Annotated in this window: 18 protein-coding genes; 2 read left to right on the top strand and 16 right to left on the bottom strand. The window is 59.4% G+C overall.

Annotated elements, in window-relative coordinates; all coding sequences use genetic code 11:
- Positions 1-147: 147 nt before the first annotated feature.
- The 13 genes from NTD87_RS04310 to NTD87_RS04250 all read right to left on the bottom strand — a co-directional run bounded on the left by NTD87_RS04310 (position 148) and on the right by NTD87_RS04250 (position 10,408).
- Positions 148-936 (bottom strand): TatD family hydrolase, encoded by a 789-nt coding sequence (locus tag NTD87_RS04310; protein ID WP_262112130.1) that lies wholly within the window; start codon positions 934-936, stop codon positions 148-150.
- A 12-nt stretch (positions 937-948) separates the two neighbouring features.
- Complete coding sequence (locus NTD87_RS04305; RefSeq protein WP_262112129.1) at positions 949-1,305, bottom strand: PilZ domain-containing protein; 357 nt, start codon at positions 1,303-1,305, stop codon at positions 949-951.
- A gap of 129 nt (positions 1,306-1,434) precedes the next feature.
- Complete coding sequence (locus NTD87_RS04300; RefSeq protein WP_262112128.1) at positions 1,435-2,421, bottom strand: DNA polymerase III subunit delta'; 987 nt, start codon at positions 2,419-2,421, stop codon at positions 1,435-1,437.
- Positions 2,414-3,046: a dTMP kinase gene (gene tmk, locus NTD87_RS04295; RefSeq protein ID WP_262112127.1), complete on the bottom strand. Its 633-nt coding sequence runs from the start codon at positions 3,044-3,046 to the stop codon at positions 2,414-2,416. Before tmk ends, NTD87_RS04300 begins: the two co-directional genes overlap by 8 nt.
- A gap of 19 nt (positions 3,047-3,065) precedes the next feature.
- A complete protein-coding gene (mltG, locus tag NTD87_RS04290; protein ID WP_262112126.1) occupies positions 3,066-4,244 on the bottom strand; it encodes an endolytic transglycosylase MltG in 1,179 nt (392 codons plus the stop codon).
- A 3-nt stretch (positions 4,245-4,247) separates the two neighbouring features.
- Positions 4,248-5,063, bottom strand: coding sequence for an aminodeoxychorismate lyase (gene pabC / locus NTD87_RS04285; protein WP_262112125.1), 816 nt, complete (start codon positions 5,061-5,063; stop codon positions 4,248-4,250).
- A complete protein-coding gene (gene fabF, locus NTD87_RS04280) occupies positions 5,063-6,307 on the bottom strand; it encodes a beta-ketoacyl-ACP synthase II (RefSeq protein WP_262112124.1) in 1,245 nt (414 codons plus the stop codon). Before fabF ends, pabC begins: the two co-directional genes overlap by 1 nt.
- Before the next feature lie 109 nt (positions 6,308-6,416).
- Entirely contained in the window at positions 6,417-6,653 is a 237-nt protein-coding gene (gene acpP / locus NTD87_RS04275; RefSeq protein WP_003175607.1) for an acyl carrier protein, read from the bottom strand.
- A gap of 192 nt (positions 6,654-6,845) precedes the next feature.
- Positions 6,846-7,589, bottom strand: a complete 744-nt coding sequence (gene fabG, locus NTD87_RS04270; RefSeq protein ID WP_262112122.1) for a 3-oxoacyl-ACP reductase FabG — start codon at positions 7,587-7,589, stop codon at positions 6,846-6,848.
- Between the two features lie 16 nt (positions 7,590-7,605).
- Positions 7,606-8,544: an ACP S-malonyltransferase gene (gene fabD, locus NTD87_RS04265; RefSeq protein WP_262112120.1), complete on the bottom strand. Its 939-nt coding sequence runs from the start codon at positions 8,542-8,544 to the stop codon at positions 7,606-7,608.
- Positions 8,545-8,670: 126 nt separating this feature from the next.
- On the bottom strand, positions 8,671-9,681 hold the full coding sequence (gene plsX / locus NTD87_RS04260; protein ID WP_262112118.1) for a phosphate acyltransferase PlsX: 1,011 nt from the start codon (positions 9,679-9,681) through the stop codon (positions 8,671-8,673).
- 3 nt (positions 9,682-9,684) lie between these two features.
- Positions 9,685-9,867: a 50S ribosomal protein L32 gene (rpmF, locus tag NTD87_RS04255; protein ID WP_003179396.1), complete on the bottom strand. Its 183-nt coding sequence runs from the start codon at positions 9,865-9,867 to the stop codon at positions 9,685-9,687.
- A 13-nt stretch (positions 9,868-9,880) separates the two neighbouring features.
- Positions 9,881-10,408, bottom strand: coding sequence for a YceD family protein (locus tag NTD87_RS04250; protein WP_008152342.1), 528 nt, complete (start codon positions 10,406-10,408; stop codon positions 9,881-9,883).
- A gap of 105 nt (positions 10,409-10,513) precedes the next feature.
- Between NTD87_RS04250 and NTD87_RS04245 the strand changes: the two genes are divergently transcribed.
- Positions 10,514-11,092 carry a Maf family protein gene (locus NTD87_RS04245; protein WP_262112116.1) on the top strand — a complete coding sequence of 193 codons (579 nt, stop codon included), beginning with the start codon at positions 10,514-10,516 and terminating at the stop codon, positions 11,090-11,092.
- Positions 11,093-11,164: 72 nt separating this feature from the next.
- On the opposite strand, the gene sppA is transcribed toward NTD87_RS04245, so the two are convergent.
- The 3 genes from sppA to rluC are packed head-to-tail and all read right to left on the bottom strand — an operon-like array spanning position 11,165 to position 13,787.
- Positions 11,165-12,154 carry a signal peptide peptidase SppA gene (sppA, locus tag NTD87_RS04240; RefSeq protein ID WP_262112115.1) on the bottom strand — a complete coding sequence of 330 codons (990 nt, stop codon included), beginning with the start codon at positions 12,152-12,154 and terminating at the stop codon, positions 11,165-11,167.
- A gap of 21 nt (positions 12,155-12,175) precedes the next feature.
- Entirely contained in the window at positions 12,176-12,838 is a 663-nt protein-coding gene (locus NTD87_RS04235; RefSeq protein ID WP_262112235.1) for an HAD-IA family hydrolase, read from the bottom strand.
- The gene (rluC, locus tag NTD87_RS04230) at positions 12,828-13,787 is read right to left on the bottom strand and encodes a 23S rRNA pseudouridine(955/2504/2580) synthase RluC (RefSeq protein WP_071551139.1); all 960 of its coding nucleotides are present in this window, start codon (positions 13,785-13,787) and stop codon (positions 12,828-12,830) included. Before rluC ends, NTD87_RS04235 begins: the two co-directional genes overlap by 11 nt.
- A gap of 740 nt (positions 13,788-14,527) precedes the next feature.
- Here rluC and rne point away from each other — a divergent pair.
- Positions 14,528-17,725 carry a ribonuclease E gene (gene rne, locus NTD87_RS04225; protein WP_262112114.1) on the top strand — a complete coding sequence of 1,066 codons (3,198 nt, stop codon included), beginning with the start codon at positions 14,528-14,530 and terminating at the stop codon, positions 17,723-17,725.
- The last annotated feature ends 125 nt before the right edge of the window (positions 17,726-17,850 follow it).

Below are 17,850 nucleotides of genomic sequence, written 5' to 3'. Positions count from 1 at the left end.
CGGCGTGACATCTCCCCCAAGTGGCGCGCCGATGAAGGTACCAATGGACCGCGTGCCTTTGTTTTACTCCTAATGGTCTTAACCCGGATTCACCCCCCAGAACCCGGGTTTTTTTTGCCTGCGATTTGAGCCTTGAACTCGACCCTGTCAATTCGGCTTGACGTGCGCCAACGGAAACAGCCGCTTGAAGTTCTCCGTGGTCTGCTCGGCAAAGCGCTCGTAGGACTCGCCGCGCAACATGGCCAGAAACTCCGCCACATCCCGTACGTACTGCGGAAGGTTCGGTTTGCCGCGATGAGGGATTGGCGCCAGGTACGGCGAATCGGTTTCCACCAGCAGGCGATCCGCTGGTACTTGCCGGGCCACATCACGCAAGGCATCGGCATTGCGGAAAGTGACAATTCCCGATAACGAAATGTAGAACCCAAGATCCAGTGCAGCCTTGGCCATGTCCCAGTCTTCGGTGAAGCAATGCAACACACCGGCCTGCGGCAACGCTGCCTCACGCAATAACGTCAGCGTATCGGCGCGGGCGCCCCGGGTGTGGACGATCACCGGCTTGGTGGTCTGCCGGGCCGCTTGCAGGTGCAAACGGAAAGACGCCTGCTGCAACTCGGCCGCCTCCGGCTCGTAGTGGTAATCCAGGCCGGTTTCGCCGATCGCCACCACCCGCGGGTGATTGAGTTCCTGCAACAGCCACTCCAGCGCCGGAGCGGCGCCCGGCTGAACATCCAGCGGATGCACGCCCACCGAACAATCGACATCGTCGTAACGCTCGGCAAGGGCTTTGACGTCCTTGGCGTTGTCGACACTGACGCCGATACAAAGGAAGTGCCCTACCCCGCGCTGACGAGCGGCATCAAGCGCAGCATCCAGGGAGCCGTCGTGCGCGGCGAGGTCGAGACGGTCAAGGTGGCAATGGGAATCTACGAGCATATAAGGCTGCAACTACATCGTATGAGTGGGACGGTCGGACTTCAGGGCTCCGACCAGATAGGTTTCAATTCGGCTTCGGGCGGTGTTGTCGCCTGCATTGAACTGTACGCCGACACCGGCAGCGCGATTACCCTGCGCGCCCCTGGGGGTCACCCAGGTCACTATACCGGCCACGGGAATCTTTTCCGGCTCATCCATCAAGTGCAGCAACATGAAGACCTCGTCGCCCAACTTGTAGCTTTTGTTGGTCGGAATGAACAGGCCGCCGTTCTTGATGAACGGCATGTAGGCCGCATACAGCACGGATTTGTCCTTGATGGTCAGGGACAAGATGCCGTTGCGCGGTCCCGGGCTGACGGGTTCGTTCATGCTGACCTCCATGGCTGATGATCAGAGTCTAGGGTCTGTTGACGTTTGGTGACGAACCGCGTTGCGATGCCAACGTGTGCGAGGCAAGGCGCGGGATGCCGCCAATGGTTGTTCCCTAGGCACAGACGTTCACTTCTGAGCAGGCAAGGACACCCATTGCACCAACAGCGCTTCCAGCAACAACGCCGGATTGAGGTTGGCCTTACTCATCACTTTCTGCCGCTGGGCGAGAATCCAGTCCTGAATATTCAAGACTTTTTCCTGGGCGGTTTTCTGCGCCAGGTACTGAACTACTTTGCGCATGTCCGCCAACCCCAACCCTTCTTCATCCTGGGTCAACTGGTAGCGCAGAATCAGGCTCGACCAATCGCAGAACCAGTCGAACAGCTGCAACATCGGAATGGATTTCCACTCTTCGGCCAGTTGCGTCGGCGACTGTTGCTGCTTGAGCAACTTCTTCACGCCCTCGACGACCAGCGCACGCTGCTCGCGCACGCCCTGCCCTTGCAGCTTGACAGCCGCCAGCGGCGAACCGGCAGCCAGGGTCAGCAGCTCGATACGCTCTTCTTCAGCGCAATCGGGCAAGGCCTTGGCCAGCCATTGCAGGCTCATGGCCTCGCTCGGCAACGGACAGGCCTGTTGCACGCAACGACTCTTGATGGTCGGCAGCAAACGGCTGGTCTGGTGACTGACCAACAGCAATACCGTATCGCCTGACGGTTCTTCGAGGCTTTTGAGCAAGGCGTTGGAGGCGTTGATGTTCATCGACTCGACCGGCTCGATCAGCACCACTTTGCGCCCGCCCAACTGCGCGGTCTGGACCACGAAGCTGACCAGATCACGAACCTGATCGACCTTGATCGCCTTGTCCGCCTCTTCCGGCTCCAGTATGTAGTTATCCGGATGACTGCCAGCCTTCAGCAGCATGCAGGATTTGCACTGCCCACATGCGTCCAGCCCTTCTGGCCGCTGACACAACAGACGCGCCATCAGACGCTCGGCCAAGGCGCGCTTGCCGATGCCCATCGGGCCGTGGAGCAAATAGGCGTGCGCGTGCTGTGCGCGACCGGCCAGTTGCTGCCAAAGGCTGTCCTGCCACGGATAGGCTTCAGCCACGGTGACGCTCCAGCAATTGCGGCATCAAGGCATCCAGCGACTGCTGAACCTGTGCCAACGGCTGCGAGGCGTCCACCAACAGGTAGCGTGCCGGATCAGCCTCAGCGCGCTTGAGGAACGCACTGCGCACCGCCTCGAAAAACACTCGACCTTCCAGCTCGAAACGGTCCAGCCGACCACGAGCACTGGCACGCGCCATGCCGATCTCGATCGGCAAGTCGAACACCAGTGTCAGGTCCGGGCGCAGGTCGCCTTGAACGAAAGTTTCCAGGGTCGCGATACGCTCCAGCGACAATCCGCGACCCCCACCCTGATAAGCGTAAGTCGAATCGGTAAAGCGGTCGCACAACACCACCGCGCCTCGCGCCAGTGCCGGGCGGATCACCTCGGCCAGATGCTGCGCTCGCGCTGCGAACACCAGCAACAGCTCGGTATCCGGGTTCATGACTTCGTCGACCGGGGCCAGCAGCACATCGCGAATTCGCTCGGCCAGCGGCGTACCGCCCGGTTCGCGAGTCAATACGACTTCGATACCCTCGGCGCGCAGACGCTCGGCCAGGTATTCACGATTGGTGCTTTTGCCGGCGCCTTCCGGGCCTTCCAGGGTAATAAACAAGCCAGTCACAGGCAGTCCTTAGTCAGAGTCATTGCGGGCTTTGCGGCTCATCGGCACTGGGTGCCGGAGCTGAAGCCGGTTGCGATGACGGCAATTGCGGTGCCGCCTCTGGAGCCGTGTCGGGCGACGCTGGAGCAATCGGTGCCTGCGCGTCAGGCGTCGTGGCCCCATTAGTCGGCGCCGGGCTGGAGCGGTAATCGGCACGTCGCTTGATCTGGAACTCGCGCACAGCACTGTTGTGGGCATCCAGATCGTCGGAGAACACATGACTGCCGTCACCGCGCGCCACGAAATACAAACTGCTGCCGGACACCGGATTCAGCGCCGCATGAATCGCTTCACGACCGACCATGGCAATCGGCGTCGGCGGCAGCCCGGCGATCAGATAAGTATTGTAGGGCGTCGGCTCCTTCAGGTGGGCACGGGTCAACTTGCCGTTGTAGCGCTCGCCCAGGCCATAGATCACGGTCGGATCGGTTTGCAGCAACATGCCGATCTGCATCCGCCGTACGAACACCCCGGCAATCTGCCCGCGCTCCTGCGGCACACCGGTTTCCTTCTCCACCAGCGAGGCCATGATCAGCGCCTGATAGGGCTCGGTGTAGGGTGCGTCAGGGGAACGTTTGCTCCACTCTTTCGCAAGGACATCGTCGAGGCGCTCGTAGGCTTTTTCCAGCAGCTCGGCGTCGGTCATGCCACGGACAAAACGGTAGGTGTCCGGAAAAAACCGGCCTTCCGGAAACACGCCAGCGTGACCGAGCTTGTTCATCACATCGCTGTCGCTCAGTCCCGCCAGGGTTTGCTCGAGCTTGTCATTTTTCGCCAGCGCCGCACGGACCTGGCGGAAGTTCCAGCCCTCGACCAGAGTCAGACTGTACTGAACCACTTCGCCGCGCTGCCAAAGACCGATCAAACCCTGCGCGCTCATGCCGGGCAGCATGCGGTATTCGCCGCTGTGCAACGGCTGCGTGGCAAGATTGAAGCGCCAGTACAGGCGCAGCCAGAAGGCGTCCTGGAGAACGCCATCGGCTTCAAGGCGATTGAAAGTCCCGGACGGCGTCGCGCCGTTCGGTACATCCAGTAACTCTTCCTGAGTAATGTTGAGTGGCTGCTCCAGCGCCGAGTTGATCTTCCAGGCTGAAGTGCCCAGCAGCAGCCCCGCCAGAACCAGTCCGGTTTCCAGCAGCAGCAAGAATTTACGTCTCACAAATCAAGCATCCAGTAGCGCGCGGGCAATGCCTTGCAGTTTACGGGTGAGCGGCCCAACCGACCAGCTCAGTGCAGCATAAGCGCGTACCGGCCAGATGCCGTACACGCTGTTGCAGACGAAAACTTCATCAGCCTGTTGCAACTGATCAAGGGCGATATCCGAAACGAGTGTGGGGATCCCCAGCATACTGGCCTGGGACAAGAGTTCGGCGCGCATCACTCCCGCCACGCCGCAACGACTCAGATCAGCCGTCAGCAACGCGCCATCGCGCACCAGGAACAGATTACTGAATACACCTTCGATCACCCGCCCCTGAAGATCCAGCATCAAACCTTCGGCGTGCTCGGCGTCTTGCCATTCGGAACGAGCGATAACCTGTTCGAGACGATTCAGGTGCTTGAGGCCGGCGAGCAGCGGCTGCTCGGAAAGTCGTGTGGTGCAGGGAAACAACCGAATACCTTGCTGCGCGTGGACCGCAGGATAAGCAGCCGGAAGATTGCCTTGCAGAATTCGTCGCGGCGACACCGAAGGATCGGCCGCATAACCACGCTGGCTGTCGCCACGGGTCAGCATCAGCTTGAGCACACCGTCGCCGAGGACGGCGGCGTAGGTCAGTAGCTCACGGCGAATCAAGGCGTGATCCGCATTAATCGCCAAGCGCGAGCAGCCATCGGCCAGACGACTCAAATGTCGATCCAGCAGCAATGGCTGCCCGCCCTTGACAGCGATGGTCTCGAATAGACCATCGCCATACGCCAGGCCGCGGTCTTTTAGCGACAGTGCGTCAGCCGGCTGACCGTCGACCCAGCTTTCCATCAATCAACGAACCGGCGGAACACCAGCGAGCCGTTGGTACCACCAAAACCAAACGAGTTGGACAACACCACATCGATGTTCATGTCACGCGCAGTGTGCGGCACGAAATCAAGGTCGCAACCTTCGTCCGGCTCATCAAGGTTGATGGTCGGCGGTGCCACCTGGCCATTGATCGCCAGTACACTGAAGATCGCTTCAACCGCGCCCGCCGCCCCCAACAGGTGACCGGTCATGGACTTGGTCGAGCTGACCGCCAGCTTGTAGGCGTGATCGCCAAACACCGACTTGATCGCGCAGGCTTCGGCAAGGTCTCCGGCCGAAGTCGACGTGCCGTGGGCATTGATGTACTGGACCTGATCGACATTCAGCTTGGCATCACGCAGCGCGTTGACGATGCAACGTGCGGCGCCGGCGCCATCGGCCGGTGGCGAGGTCATGTGGTACGCATCGCCACTCATGCCAAAGCCAATCAGCTCGGCGTAAATGGTCGCACCACGCGCCTTGGCGTGCTCCAGCTCTTCGAGCACCAGTGCACCGGCACCGTCGGACAACACGAAGCCATCACGGCCCTTGTCCCACGGACGGCTGGCGCGGGTCGGTTCGTCATTGCGGGTCGACAGCGCACGAGCAGCACCAAAGCCGCCCATACCCAGACCGCAAGCAGCCATTTCGGCACCACCGGCAATCATCACGTCGGCTTCGCCGTAGGCAATGTTGCGCGCCGCCATACCGATACAGTGCGTACCAGTGGTACAGGCTGTCGAAATGGCATAGTTAGGCCCCTGCGCACCCAGATGGATGGACAGGAAACCGGAAATCATATTGATGATCGAGCCTGGCACGAAAAACGGAGAAATCCGCCGTGGTCCCGAATCATGCAGCGTACGGCTGGTTTCTTCGATATTGGTCAGACCGCCAATACCCGAGCCCATGGCCACGCCGATGCGCTCACGGTTGGCGTCGGTGACTTCCAGGCCAGAGTTGCGCACCGCCTGAAACCCTGCCGCCAGACCGTATTGAATGAACAGGTCGAGTTTGCGAGCTTCCTTGACCGACAGGTATTCCTCGACATTGAAGCCCTTTACCGAGCCGCCAAAATGGGTGGAATAGGCAGAAAGGTCGGTGTGTTCGATCAGACCAATGCCACTGCGGCCAGCCAGAATGCCCTGCCAGCTACTCGGCACATCCGTGCCCAGTGGCGACAACATACCCATACCGGTGACTACGACGCGTCTACGCGACACAGCACTCTCCTTTTTTCAAATGACGACTTTGCATCAGGCCTAAAGAAAAAACCGCACGCCGTGACGGCAGTGCGGTTTTTCCATGACAGCTAACAACGGCTACAAACTATTACGCCTGATGGCTAGTAACGTAGTCGATGGCAGCTTGTACAGTAGTGATCTTCTCAGCTTCTTCGTCAGGAATTTCGGTCTCGAATTCCTCTTCCAGAGCCATCACCAGCTCAACGGTGTCAAGGGAGTCGGCACCCAGGTCTTCAACGAAGGAAGCAGTGTTCACAACTTCTTCTTCTTTAACGCCCAGTTGCTCAGCAACGATTTTCTTGACGCGCTCTTCGATGGTGCTCATACCTTGTTTTCACTCCTAATGGACAAATTCAGGCAGCTGGCCAGTGGGTAAGTGTATAGAAAGGCTTTTCAGTTTTTCAACTGAAAGCTTCACTCCTCAAACCCTGACGACCATCTGCCTATAAATAGATTGCAGCTTTATAACGGATTTTAGACAGCTCGTATGACATTTTTTTGAAGCAACCCGTCACATTTAACTCATGTACATCCCGCCGTTCACCGGGATTGTAGCCCCAGTAACGTAAGCCGCACCGTCCGACGCAAGAAAAGCGACCACAGACGCGATCTCTTGAGCTTGCCCCAGACGGCCCAGCGGAATTTGTGTCTGCAAGGCTTCACGCTGCGCTTCTGGCAGTTCGCGGGTCATATCGGTGTCGATGAACCCAGGGGCCACCGAATTGACCGTAATCGAGCGCGAACCCACTTCACGCGCCAGAGCGCGGCTGAAACCTTCCAGACCTGCCTTGGCGGCTGCGTAGTTTACTTGGCCTGCGTTGCCCATGGCACCCACAACTGAACCAATACTGATAATTCGACCCCAACGCGCCTTGGTCATGCCACGCAAAACACCCTTGGACAGGCGAAACAGACTGTTCAGGTTGGTATCGATGACGTCATGCCACTCGTCATCTTTCATGCGCATCATCAGGTTATCGCGGGTGATACCGGCGTTATTCACCAGAATCGCCGGCGCACCGAACTGCTCCTGAATGCTTGCCAGCACAGCCGCTACAGACTCGTCGCTGGTGACATTGAGCTCAAGACCGGTACCTTGAATGCCGTTTTCTTTCAGGGTTGCCGCGATGCGCTCGGCGCCCGAAGCGGAAGTCGCGGTACCCACCACGATAGCGCCCTGACGACCCAGTTCCAGCGCGATAGCCTGGCCAATACCACGGCTGGCGCCGGTAACCAGTGCAACTTTACCTTGCAGACTCATGCAGGCTTCTCCTAATTCAGGCCAACGCTGCACGAGCGGCAGCGAAAGCATCCGGGGTGTTCAGGTTAGAGGTCGACACGCCTTCGGCGCAGCGCTTGTTCAGGCCGGCCAGGACTTTGCCCGGACCGCATTCAACCAGTTGAGTAGCGCCTTTGGCGGCCAGCGCCTGGACCGATTCAACCCAACGAACCGGCTTGTAGAGCTGCTCAAGCAGATCGCGCTTGAGGGTTTCCAGATCTGGCGCCACATCAGCGCTGACGTTCTGCACCAGCGGGATTTGCGGAGCCTGCCAGTTGATCGCAGCGATCGACTCGGCGAAACGCTCGGCAGCCGGGCGCATCAGTTCGCAGTGCGACGGCACGCTGACCGGCAGCGGCATGGCGCGCTTGGCACCACGTGCCTTGCAGCCTTCGATGGCGCGCTCGACAGCCGCCTTGGCACCGGCGATCACTACCTGGCCCGGCGAATTGAAATTGACCGCGCTGACCACGTCCCCTTGCGCCGCTTCGGCACAGGCAGCCAGCACATCAGCATCTTCCAGACCGAGGATTGCGGCCATGCCACCCTGCCCGGCCGGCACGGCTTCTTGCATCAGCTGACCACGACGCTCTACCAGCTTCACCGCGTCGCCCAGGCTAAGGCTGCCAGCCGCGACCAGCGCGCTGTATTCACCCAGGCTATGACCGGCAACGTAAGCCGGACGTGCGCCGCCCTCAGCCAGCCACAGACGCCACAAGGCAATCGAAGCGGTGAGAATCGCCGGTTGGGTTTTGTCGGTTTGATTGAGTTGCTCTTCCGGCCCTTGCTGGGTCAGTGCCCACAGGTCGTAACCCAGAGCATCGGAAGCTTCTTTGAAAGTTTCGAGGATCAACGGATATTGCGCGCCCAACTCGGCCAGCATGCCGAGGGACTGCGAACCCTGTCCTGGAAAGACGAATGCGAGGGAAGCAGACATGTAACAAGCCCCTAATGATCTTGTCGTCGGAGAATTGACGTCCTGTACGGCTGGACGCAAGAAACTGACAGTTGGATGGCTAATTGAACTGAGCGGTCACATTTAAGCATTGTCCGACGAAAATGCCTAAAGCAACAAATCCTCAAGACGACCGTGGAGCCGCTGCGGCAGGTTCTCCTGAATCTCGATCAAGGCACGCTGAATCGCACTTTGAAAGCCCTGCACACCGGCCGAGCCGTGACTTTTGACGACGATCCCCTGCAAGCCGAGGAAACTTGCGCCATTATGTCGCGCCGGCGCCAGATCGGCCTGCAAGCGCCTCATCAGCGGCAACGCCAAAGCCCCGACCACTCTCGACGCCAGGTTTCGCTTGAACAACGCCTCGATTCGACCGGCAATCATGGTCGCCAGACCTTCACTGGATTTGAGCAGGATATTGCCGACAAATCCGTCGCAGACCACCACGTCAGCCTCACCACGGTACAAGCCATCACCCTCGACGAAGCCGATGTAATTCAGCCCACGAGCATTTTGCAGCAGCGTGGCTGCCAGCTTGACCTGCTGATTGCCCTTGATGTCTTCCGTGCCGATATTCAACAGCGCGACCTTTGGACGAACAATACCCAAGGTTTCAGCAGCCACCGACCCCATCACCGCGAACTGGAACAGATGCTCGGCACTGCAATCGACATTCGCCCCCAGATCAAGCAACTGGCAATAACCGCGCTGCGTCGGGATCGCCGCCACCATCGCTGGCCGATCGATACCCGGCAAGGTCTTGAGCACATAACGCGACAACGCCATTAGCGCACCGGTATTACCGGCACTGACGCACGCTTGAACCTTGCCATCGCGCAACAACTCAAGGGCGACCCGCATTGACGAGTCCGGCTTGCCACGCAGGGCCTGGGAAGGTTTTTCGTCCATGCCGATGACGTCGCTGGCTGGCGCAATGGTCAGGCGCGCGCGATCCACAGCCAACTGGCCGGCAATCAGTTCTTCTAACAGGGAAGGTTGACCGACGAGGGTCAGGTGCAGCGAGGGCGTAGCAGACAGACAAGCAAGGCTGGCCTGAACAATGCTGCGGGGACCGAAGTCCCCGCCCATTGCGTCAATCGCGATGACTTGAGCGGACAAGGATTACTCGTCAGCGCCCTTGTCGATCACTTTACGGCCACGGTATACGCCTTCTGGCGATACGTGGTGACGCAGGTGAACTTCACCAGTGGTCTTTTCTACGGACAGGGTGCTTGCCTCGAGAGCATCGTGCGAACGACGCATGTCACGGGCGGAGCGGGATTTTTTGTTCTGCTGAACAGCCATAATTGATTAACTCCTAAACGTTTGGGTCACGCTTTAACTGCGCCAATACACTGAACGGGTTGGACCGCGTTACCTCGTCCTCGCTCGGTTCGGGCTCATCGAGACCCGCCGGCTGCTGGCATTCTTCCGGATGATGAGCAGGCACAATGGGCAAGGCGAGCAAAAGCTCCTCCTCGATCAGTGACTGCAGATCCAAAGGATCTTCGCCCAGTTCCAGCACGTCATAACCTTTCGGCAACGACTGGGTATTCGCACCCTCCTTCACCACAGCATAACTGCATTCGCTGTGAATCGGCAGGGTGACCAGCTCAAGACAACGCTGGCAAACCATTTTGACTTCGGTGTCGATAAAGCTGTGGATTACCACAGATTTACGTTCATCTCGCTCAAAAACGAATTTAGCCTGCACCGTACCGACAGTGTCGGAAAGCGGGTCGCAGAGTCTCTCCAAATCGGCCAGCAGCATTTCACCTTGAAGGGTGGTGCCACGATCAGCCAATTTGCGCGGGTCAACGTGAGGTGGAATCGGGTCATTCAACATAGGCGCAGCATTATAGGGATGCACCCAGCCATGTCAAAGGAAATTCAGCCCTGTCCGTCACTTGGAAGCCCCGCTAGAATTTGCGACTGACTTTTGGAGAGCCGTATGCTGCCTTTATTACTTGCTTCAAGCTCGGTCTATCGCCGCGAATTACTGGCCCGCTTGCAACTGCCGTTTACCTGCTGCTCACCGGATATCGACGAAAGCCATCAACCGGGCGAGTCAGCCCGCGAACTGGTAAAACGCCTGGCTCATGAAAAAGCCCAGGCACTGGCCGGCAGTCATCCTGCCCATTTGATTATCGGCTCTGACCAGGCGGCGGTACTCGACGGACAGATTATCGGCAAACCCCACACCTTCGAGAAGGCCCGTGAGCAGCTACTGGCCGCCAGCGGCGCCAGCGTGACCTTCCTGACCGGCCTGGCACTGCTCAACAGCCAGACCGGTCAGTACCAGCTCGACTGCATTCCTTTCACCGTCCACATGCGCACGCTCGACCAGGCACGCATCGATCGCTACCTGCGCACCGAGCAGCCCTACGACTGCGCTGGCAGCTTCAAAGCCGAGGGATTGGGTGTAAGCCTGTTTCAAAGCACCGAAGGCCCGGACGCCACCAGCCTGGTCGGCCTGCCGCTGATTCGCCTGGTGGACATGTTGCTGGCCGAGGGCGTGCAGATCCCCTGAACGCACACATCACCCCATCACAAACACAAAAAACCGGCCACGCAGGCCGGTTTTTTTGATGCTGCACAATGATCAGCGCAATGCAGGTCCCTGGAAGCCCATCCACATTGCCAACTGCTCAGCCACGCCGGCGCCGAGCTTTTTCGAGAAGCGGTCGAACGTCGACTCTTGAACCGTGAAGTCGACCAGCTCTTTCTCGCCAATCACGTCACGCGCCACCGAACTGGCGCTGCCCAGGCCATCGATCAAGCCCAATGGCAGCGCCTGCTCACCTGACCAGACCAGTCCGGAGAACAGCTCTGGATGCTCTTTGTCCTTCAGGCGATCGCCACGGCCCTTTTTGACGCTGGCGATGAACTGCTGGTGAGTGGTGTCCAGCACGCTCTGCCAGAACTTGGTCTCTTCAGGTTTTTCTGGCTGGAACGGATCGAGGAACGACTTGTGCTCGCCCGAAGTGTAGGTCCGACGCTCGACACCGAGCTTCTCCATGGTGCCGACAAACCCATAGCCGGCCGCTGTCACGCCAATGGAGCCCACCAGGCTCGCCTTGTCGGCGTAGATCTGGTCCGCCGCGCTGGCAATGTAGTAAGCACCCGAAGCACCGAGATCGGAAATCACCGCGTAAACCTTGATCTGCGGATGCAGGGCACGCAGACGACCAATTTCATCGTAGACATAACCCGACTGCACCGGACTGCCGCCCGGGCTGTTGATCCGCAGCACGATACCCTTGACCTTCGGGTCCTCGAACGCAGCGCGCAAACCGCTGACGATATTGTCGGCGCTGGCCGACTCCTTGTCGGCAATCATCCCGCTCACGTCGATCAGTGCCGTATAACCCGACCCACGGGTCGCGCTTTTTTCAATGCTCACCAGTGGCGTGAAGAGGATCAGCGCGGCAAGCAGATAAACGAAGGTCAGCAGCTTGAAGAAAATCCCCCAACGCCGCGAACGACGCTGCTCCTGCACGCCTGCAAGCAGGGTTTTCTCAAGCAGCTTCCAGCTCTTGTCATCGCCACCTTCGGCGCTGGCCTTGGCTGGCGCCTTCCATTCGTCAGTCATTTCACCCACCCCAACAAGAACTTAATTGGCCCGCCGACCCAGCCAGGCGTGCAATTGCGAAAAATGATCAATGGCCAGACGCGGCTCGAACACGCGCAAGGCTTCTATCGATTGAGCGCCATAGCTGACGGCAACCGAATCCATCCCGGCATTGCGTGCCATCTGCAGATCGAACGACGAATCCCCCACCATCAACGCCTGCTCCGGGTGGACGTCGCAATGGGCCAGAATCTGCTCAAGCATCAACGGATGCGGCTTGCTGGCGGTTTCATCGGCGGCGCGGGTGATATCGAAATAATCCTCCCAGCCGTGAGACTTCAGCACACGATCCAGTCCGCGACGCGCTTTGCCGGTCGCCACAGCCAGGCGATAACCCTCAGAGCGAAACGCCTCAAGCGACTCGACGACACCTTCGAACAAAGGCGAAGGCACAGCTTCCGACGCGATGTAGTGATCCGCATAGTGCTGACGAAACGCTACCAGCTCATCATCGCCAATCTCCGGATACAAGGTCCGAATCGCTTCCGGCAAGCCCAGACCGATGATGCCCTTGACGGCCAGATCATCGCGCAACTGAAAACCGGACCGTTGCGACGCCACATGCATGGCCTCGACAATCCGACCAATGGAATCGGCCAGCGTGCCGTCCCAATCGAAGATCAGCAGTTTGTACTCAGGGTGCAACACTCAGGCGCTCCACGGTCTTGGCCCACATTTCATCGACAGGGGCCTGAAGCTTCAACTCGCCACCATCAGGCAGCGGTACAGTGAGCATGTAAGCGTGCAGGAACAGGCGCTTGCCACCCAGATCACGAATTTCCTTGGAGAAACCCTCGTCGCCGTACTTGGTATCGCCGGCGATACAATGACCAGCGTGCAGGGTATGGACGCGAATCTGGTGAGTACGGCCGGTAACAGGCTTGGCTTCGACCATGGTTGCGAAGTCGCCAAAGCGGCGCAGTACCTTGAACAGGGTCAGCGCTTCCTTGCCCTCCTCATCCACTTCCACCATGCGCTCGCCGGAACGCAGATTACTCTTCTGCAACGGCGCTCGGACGCTCTTGATGGAAGTAGCCCAATTGCCGCGAACCAGCGCCATATAACGCTTGTCGACACCATCGCCACGCAAGGCAGCGTGCAGATGGCGCAGCATGCTGCGTTTTTTCGCGATCATCAGCAGACCGGAAGTATCGCGGTCCAGGCGGTGAACCAGCTCAAGCTCCTTGGCGTCCGGACGCAACTGCCGAAACGCTTCGATCACCCCGTAGTTCAGGCCGCTACCACCGTGCACAGCAATCCCGGCGGGCTTGTTGATCACGATCAGCGCCTTGTCTTCGAAGACAATCGAGGCCTCGAGTCGCTGCAACAAACCTTGCGCCAATGGCACAGGCTCGTCGCGTTCCGGCACACGCACCGGCGGCACGCGCACGATGTCGCCCGCCTGCAGCTTGTATTCGGGCTTGATCCGACCTTTGTTCACACGCACTTCGCCTTTACGCAAAATGCGGTAAATCAAGGTCTTGGGCACGCCTTTGAGCCGAGCGAGAAGGAAGTTATCAATACGTTGGCCGGCATATTCCGGCGAGACCTCAAGCAGTTGTACGCTTGGAGTCGAGGGGGCAGTAGTCGTCATGCCGCGAATGATAACAATTTTTTATGGAATTGAAGCACTTAATCATTGCTGCTATAGTCGCGAACACCGCCAAAAGCGGCCCGGACAGAGGACAAGCGGCAGATTGCCGGCCCTGACCAACGCAATTCATCAGGACGCGAGGCCGTCCTACGGGGCTTTCGCAACGATTGGAAGGTTCGTGATTGTAACAAGCGCAGGTGACATGAGGCCTGAAGCGAGCGCAGCAACAGAGTAACCACTCGTCTGATGCGCCGATATTTACGGCCAGTTCACAAAGTGCAGTCAGTCTCGAACCAGCCCTTAAGCGAATGCTTCGGAAACAACGCCTGTTACAAGCTGAGTGCCAGCAAAACAGCTATCACCCAGTCTTGTGTAGCCATGAGCGTGAACTCCCCACTGGAGAACACGGTAAATGCCAACCCGCTGCGGATTCTGCGCGCGGCAGCACCCGAATTATCAGGGATACGTGTAGGGTGGAGATGCACAACCGTCGGACTGTGTAGCACTAGGCTTATATTTAGACGCTTCATCTCGTCCACAGTCGCCGGTTGATTCCTCCTCCTGACTGAGTGCTTAAGTAGCCACAGCAAGCAGGACGCGTACGTCGCGACGCCGACCCAATTGGTCGGACCTCGCTAGACACGGGAGTGGCCAACCACTCCTGACGCACCTGACACCGACCGTGAGAAGTCGTGTGTGCCGAACGCCGTTTCCGGCAGCCCGGAAACCGACGGTACTACATGAAAAGAATGCTGATTAACGCAACTCAACCTGAAGAGTTGCGTGTTGCACTGGTAGACGGCCAGCGCCTCTACGACCTGGACATTGAATCCGGTGCACGCGAGCAGAAAAAGGCCAACATCTATAAAGGCCGGATTACTCGCATCGAACCAAGCCTTGAGGCTGCCTTTGTCGATTTCGGCTCTGAGCGCCACGGCTTCCTGCCCCTCAAAGAAATCTCCCGCGAATACTTCAAGAAAGCCCCTGAAGGCCGCGTCAATATCAAGGACGTCCTGAGCGAAGGCCAGGAAGTCATCGTTCAGGTCGAAAAAGAAGAACGTGGCAACAAGGGCGCCGCCCTGACCACCTTCATCAGCCTGGCCGGTCGTTATCTGGTTCTGATGCCGAACAACCCGCGTGCTGGCGGTATTTCCCGTCGCATCGAAGGTGAAGAGCGCAACGAACTGCGCGAAGCCCTGAACGGCCTGGTTGCCCCGGCTGACATGGGTCTGATCGTGCGCACTGCCGGCCTTGGCCGCAGCAGCGAAGAAATGCAGTGGGACCTCGACTACCTGCTGCAACTGTGGACCGCTATCAAAGAAGCCTCGCTGGATCGTTCCGCGCCTTTCCTGATCTACCAGGAAAGCAACGTAATCATCCGCGCAATCCGCGACTACCTGCGCCAGGACATCGGCGAAGTGCTGATCGACAGCGTTGAAGCCCAGGACGAAGCCCTGACCTTCATTCGCCAGGTGATGCCGCAGTACGCCAGCAAGATCAAGCTGTACGAAGACAGCGTTCCGCTGTTCAACCGCTTCCAGATCGAAAGCCAGATCGAGACCGCCTTCCAGCGCGTCGTTGAACTGCCTTCCGGCGGCTCCATCGTTATCGATCCGACCGAAGCCCTGGTGTCCATCGACATCAACTCGGCGCGCGCCACCAAAGGCAGCGACATCGAAGAAACCGCCCTGCAGACCAACCTTGAAGCCGCTGAAGAAATCGCCCGTCAGTTGCGCCTGCGCGACATCGGCGGCCTGATCGTCATCGACTTCATCGACATGACCCCTGCCAAGAACCAGCGCGCCGTGGAAGAAAAAGTCCGCGAATGCCTGGAAGCCGACCGCGCTCGCGTGCAAGTCGGTCGCATCTCGCGCTTCGGCCTGCTGGAAATGTCCCGTCAGCGCCTGCGTCCATCGCTGGGCGAAAGCAGCGGCATCGTCTGCCCACGTTGCAACGGCACCGGCATCATCCGTGACGTTGAGTCGCTGTCGCTGGCCATTCTGCGCCTGATCGAAGAAGAAGCCCTGAAAGACCGCACCGCCGAAGTTCGTGCACAAGTGCCGATTCCGGTTGCTGCGTTCCTGCTCAACGAAAAGCGCAACTCGATCACCAAGATCGAACTGCGCACTCGTGCTCGCATCGTCATCCTGCCAAACGATCACCTCGAAACCCCGCATTTCGAAGTTCAGCGTCTGCGCGATGACAGCCCGGAAGCCCACACCAACCAGTCCAGCTACGAAATCGCTGCTGCCGCTGCTGAAGTGGAAGAAGTTCAACCGGCCGCCGCCACCCGCACCCTGGTTCGCCAGGAAGCTGCTGTGAAAACCGCTCCAGCCCGCGCCAACGCTCCGGTTCCGACCGAAGTCGCTGCCGCCCCGGTTGCTGCACCGGCCGCAGCCCCTGAGCCAAGCCTGTTCAAAGGCCTGGTGAAGTCGCTCGTCAGCCTGTTCGCCACCAAGGAAGAGCCAGCGGCTCCGGTTGTGGTTGAAAAGCCAGCCACCGAGCGCCCGGCACGCAACGAAGAGCGCCGCAACGGTCGTCAGCAGAGCCGCAACCGTAACGGTCGCCGCGATGAAGAACGCAAGCCGCGCGAAGAACGTGCCCCTCGTGAAGAACGCGCACCACGCGAGCCTCGTGAAGAACGTCAACCACGCGAAGCCCGCGAAGAGACTCCGGCAGTCGCTCGCGAAGAACGTGCACCACGTCCACCGCGTGAAGAACGCGCACCACGCGCTCCTCGTGAAGATCGCAAGCCACGTGGCGAGCGTGAAGAACGCCCGGTTCGTGAACTGCGTGAACCTCTGGATGCCGCTCCAGCCGTTGCCGCTGCCGCAGCTGTGACTGCCGCGACTGAAGAGCGTCCGGCTCGCCAGCCACGTGAAGAGCGCGCACCGCGCCCACCGCGTGAAGAGCGTCAGCCACGTGCCGAACAGACCGCTGCGGTCGCCGAAGAAGAGTTGCCGACCAACGAAGAGCAACTGCAGGAAGACGGTCAGGACAACGCCGAAGGCGATCGTCCACGCCGCCGCTCCCGTGGTCAGCGTCGTCGCAGCAACCGTCGCGAGCGTCAACGCGATGCCAACGGCAACGTGATTGAAGGGTCGGAAGAGTCCGAAACCGGCGAAGAGCCAAGTGGCGCTGAACTGGCTGCCGGCCTGGCCGTTACTGCCGCTGTTGCCAGCACGGTGATCAGCGCCCCCGCTGAAGCCCAGGCTCACCAGCAAGCTGAACGCGCTACCGCTGCCGCGACTGAAGAAGCTGTTCAGGAAGTGGCTCAGGTTGAAGCGCCTGTCGTAGAAGCAACCACTGCAATCGAAGCGCCAGTCGCTCCTGCCGTCGAAGTAGCTCCAGTTCGTGAAGCACAGCCTGAAGTTCACGCTGCTGTTGAACCAGCCGTAGTTGCCGAACAGCCAGTCGTCGCTGCCGAGCCTGTGGTTGAAGCACCGGTCGCTGAAAAAGCACCTGAGGTTCGCGAAGAGCAAACTGCGTTCAACTGGGTTGCAGAGACTGCAGCTGTCGAAGCTCCAGCGCCAGTCGCTGAAGTGGTTGCCCCGGTCGTTGTTGCCGCCGAACCTGCTCCAGTAGCCGCGCCAGTGGTTGCCGAAGTGGTGGCGCCGGTTGTCGAAGCAGCGCCTGTCAGTGCCCTGACCGAAAGTGGTCGTGCGCCGAACGACCCACGTGAAGTGCGTCGCCGCAAACGTGAAGCCGAGCTTCTGCAGAAGGAAGCCGAACTGGCTGCCGCTGCTGCACCGGTTGTTGCTGCCGAGCCGGCTCCGGTTGTCGCTGAAGTTGTCGAGGCAGCCCCTGCCCCGGCCGCTGAAGTCGCTGCCGAACCTGCTGCCCCAGCCATCGACGAAAACCTGCGTTCCGTCGAACACGCGGTAGAGCAAAAACCTGAGGCCCTGGAAAAAGAGCACGAGCCTAAACCCCTCGCCTGATTCCATCAGCCACTAAAAAGCCCCGCCTGGTAACCCAGGCGGGGCTTTTTTATGCTTTTGAACATCACACCAATCCCCTGTGGGGGGGGGGGGGGGGGGGGGGGGGGGGGGGGGGGGGGGGGGGG

The organism is Pseudomonas sp. 6D_7.1_Bac1 (assembly GCF_025465945.1).
Classification (GTDB): domain Bacteria; phylum Pseudomonadota; class Gammaproteobacteria; order Pseudomonadales; family Pseudomonadaceae; genus Aquipseudomonas.
This window is presented reverse-complemented; position numbering and strand designations above follow the sequence as displayed.

What these genes read in the sequence shown, in the direction of transcription:
- NTD87_RS04310 (WP_262112130.1), bottom strand. Translation starts at nt 936, where the DNA reads ATGCTCGTAGATTCCCATTGCCACCTTGACCGTCTCGACCTCGCCGCG.
- NTD87_RS04305 (WP_262112129.1), bottom strand. Translation starts at nt 1,305, where the DNA reads ATGAACGAACCCGTCAGCCCGGGACCGCGCAACGGCATCTTGTCCCTG.
- pabC (WP_262112125.1), bottom strand. Translation starts at nt 5,063, where the DNA reads ATGGAAAGCTGGGTCGACGGTCAGCCGGCTGACGCACTGTCGCTAAAA.
- acpP (WP_003175607.1), bottom strand. Translation starts at nt 6,653, where the DNA reads ATGAGCACCATCGAAGAGCGCGTCAAGAAAATCGTTGCTGAGCAACTG.
- fabG (WP_262112122.1), bottom strand. Translation starts at nt 7,589, where the DNA reads ATGAGTCTGCAAGGTAAAGTTGCACTGGTTACCGGCGCCAGCCGTGGT.
- fabD (WP_262112120.1), bottom strand. Translation starts at nt 8,544, where the DNA reads ATGTCTGCTTCCCTCGCATTCGTCTTTCCAGGACAGGGTTCGCAGTCC.
- rpmF (WP_003179396.1), bottom strand. Translation starts at nt 9,867, where the DNA reads ATGGCTGTTCAGCAGAACAAAAAATCCCGCTCCGCCCGTGACATGCGT.
- NTD87_RS04250 (WP_008152342.1), bottom strand. Translation starts at nt 10,408, where the DNA reads ATGTTGAATGACCCGATTCCACCTCACGTTGACCCGCGCAAATTGGCT.
- NTD87_RS04245 (WP_262112116.1), top strand. Translation starts at nt 10,514, where the DNA reads ATGCTGCCTTTATTACTTGCTTCAAGCTCGGTCTATCGCCGCGAATTA.
- sppA (WP_262112115.1), bottom strand. Translation starts at nt 12,154, where the DNA reads ATGACTGACGAATGGAAGGCGCCAGCCAAGGCCAGCGCCGAAGGTGGC.
- rluC (WP_071551139.1), bottom strand. Translation starts at nt 13,787, where the DNA reads ATGACGACTACTGCCCCCTCGACTCCAAGCGTACAACTGCTTGAGGTC.
- rne (WP_262112114.1), top strand. Translation starts at nt 14,528, where the DNA reads ATGAAAAGAATGCTGATTAACGCAACTCAACCTGAAGAGTTGCGTGTT.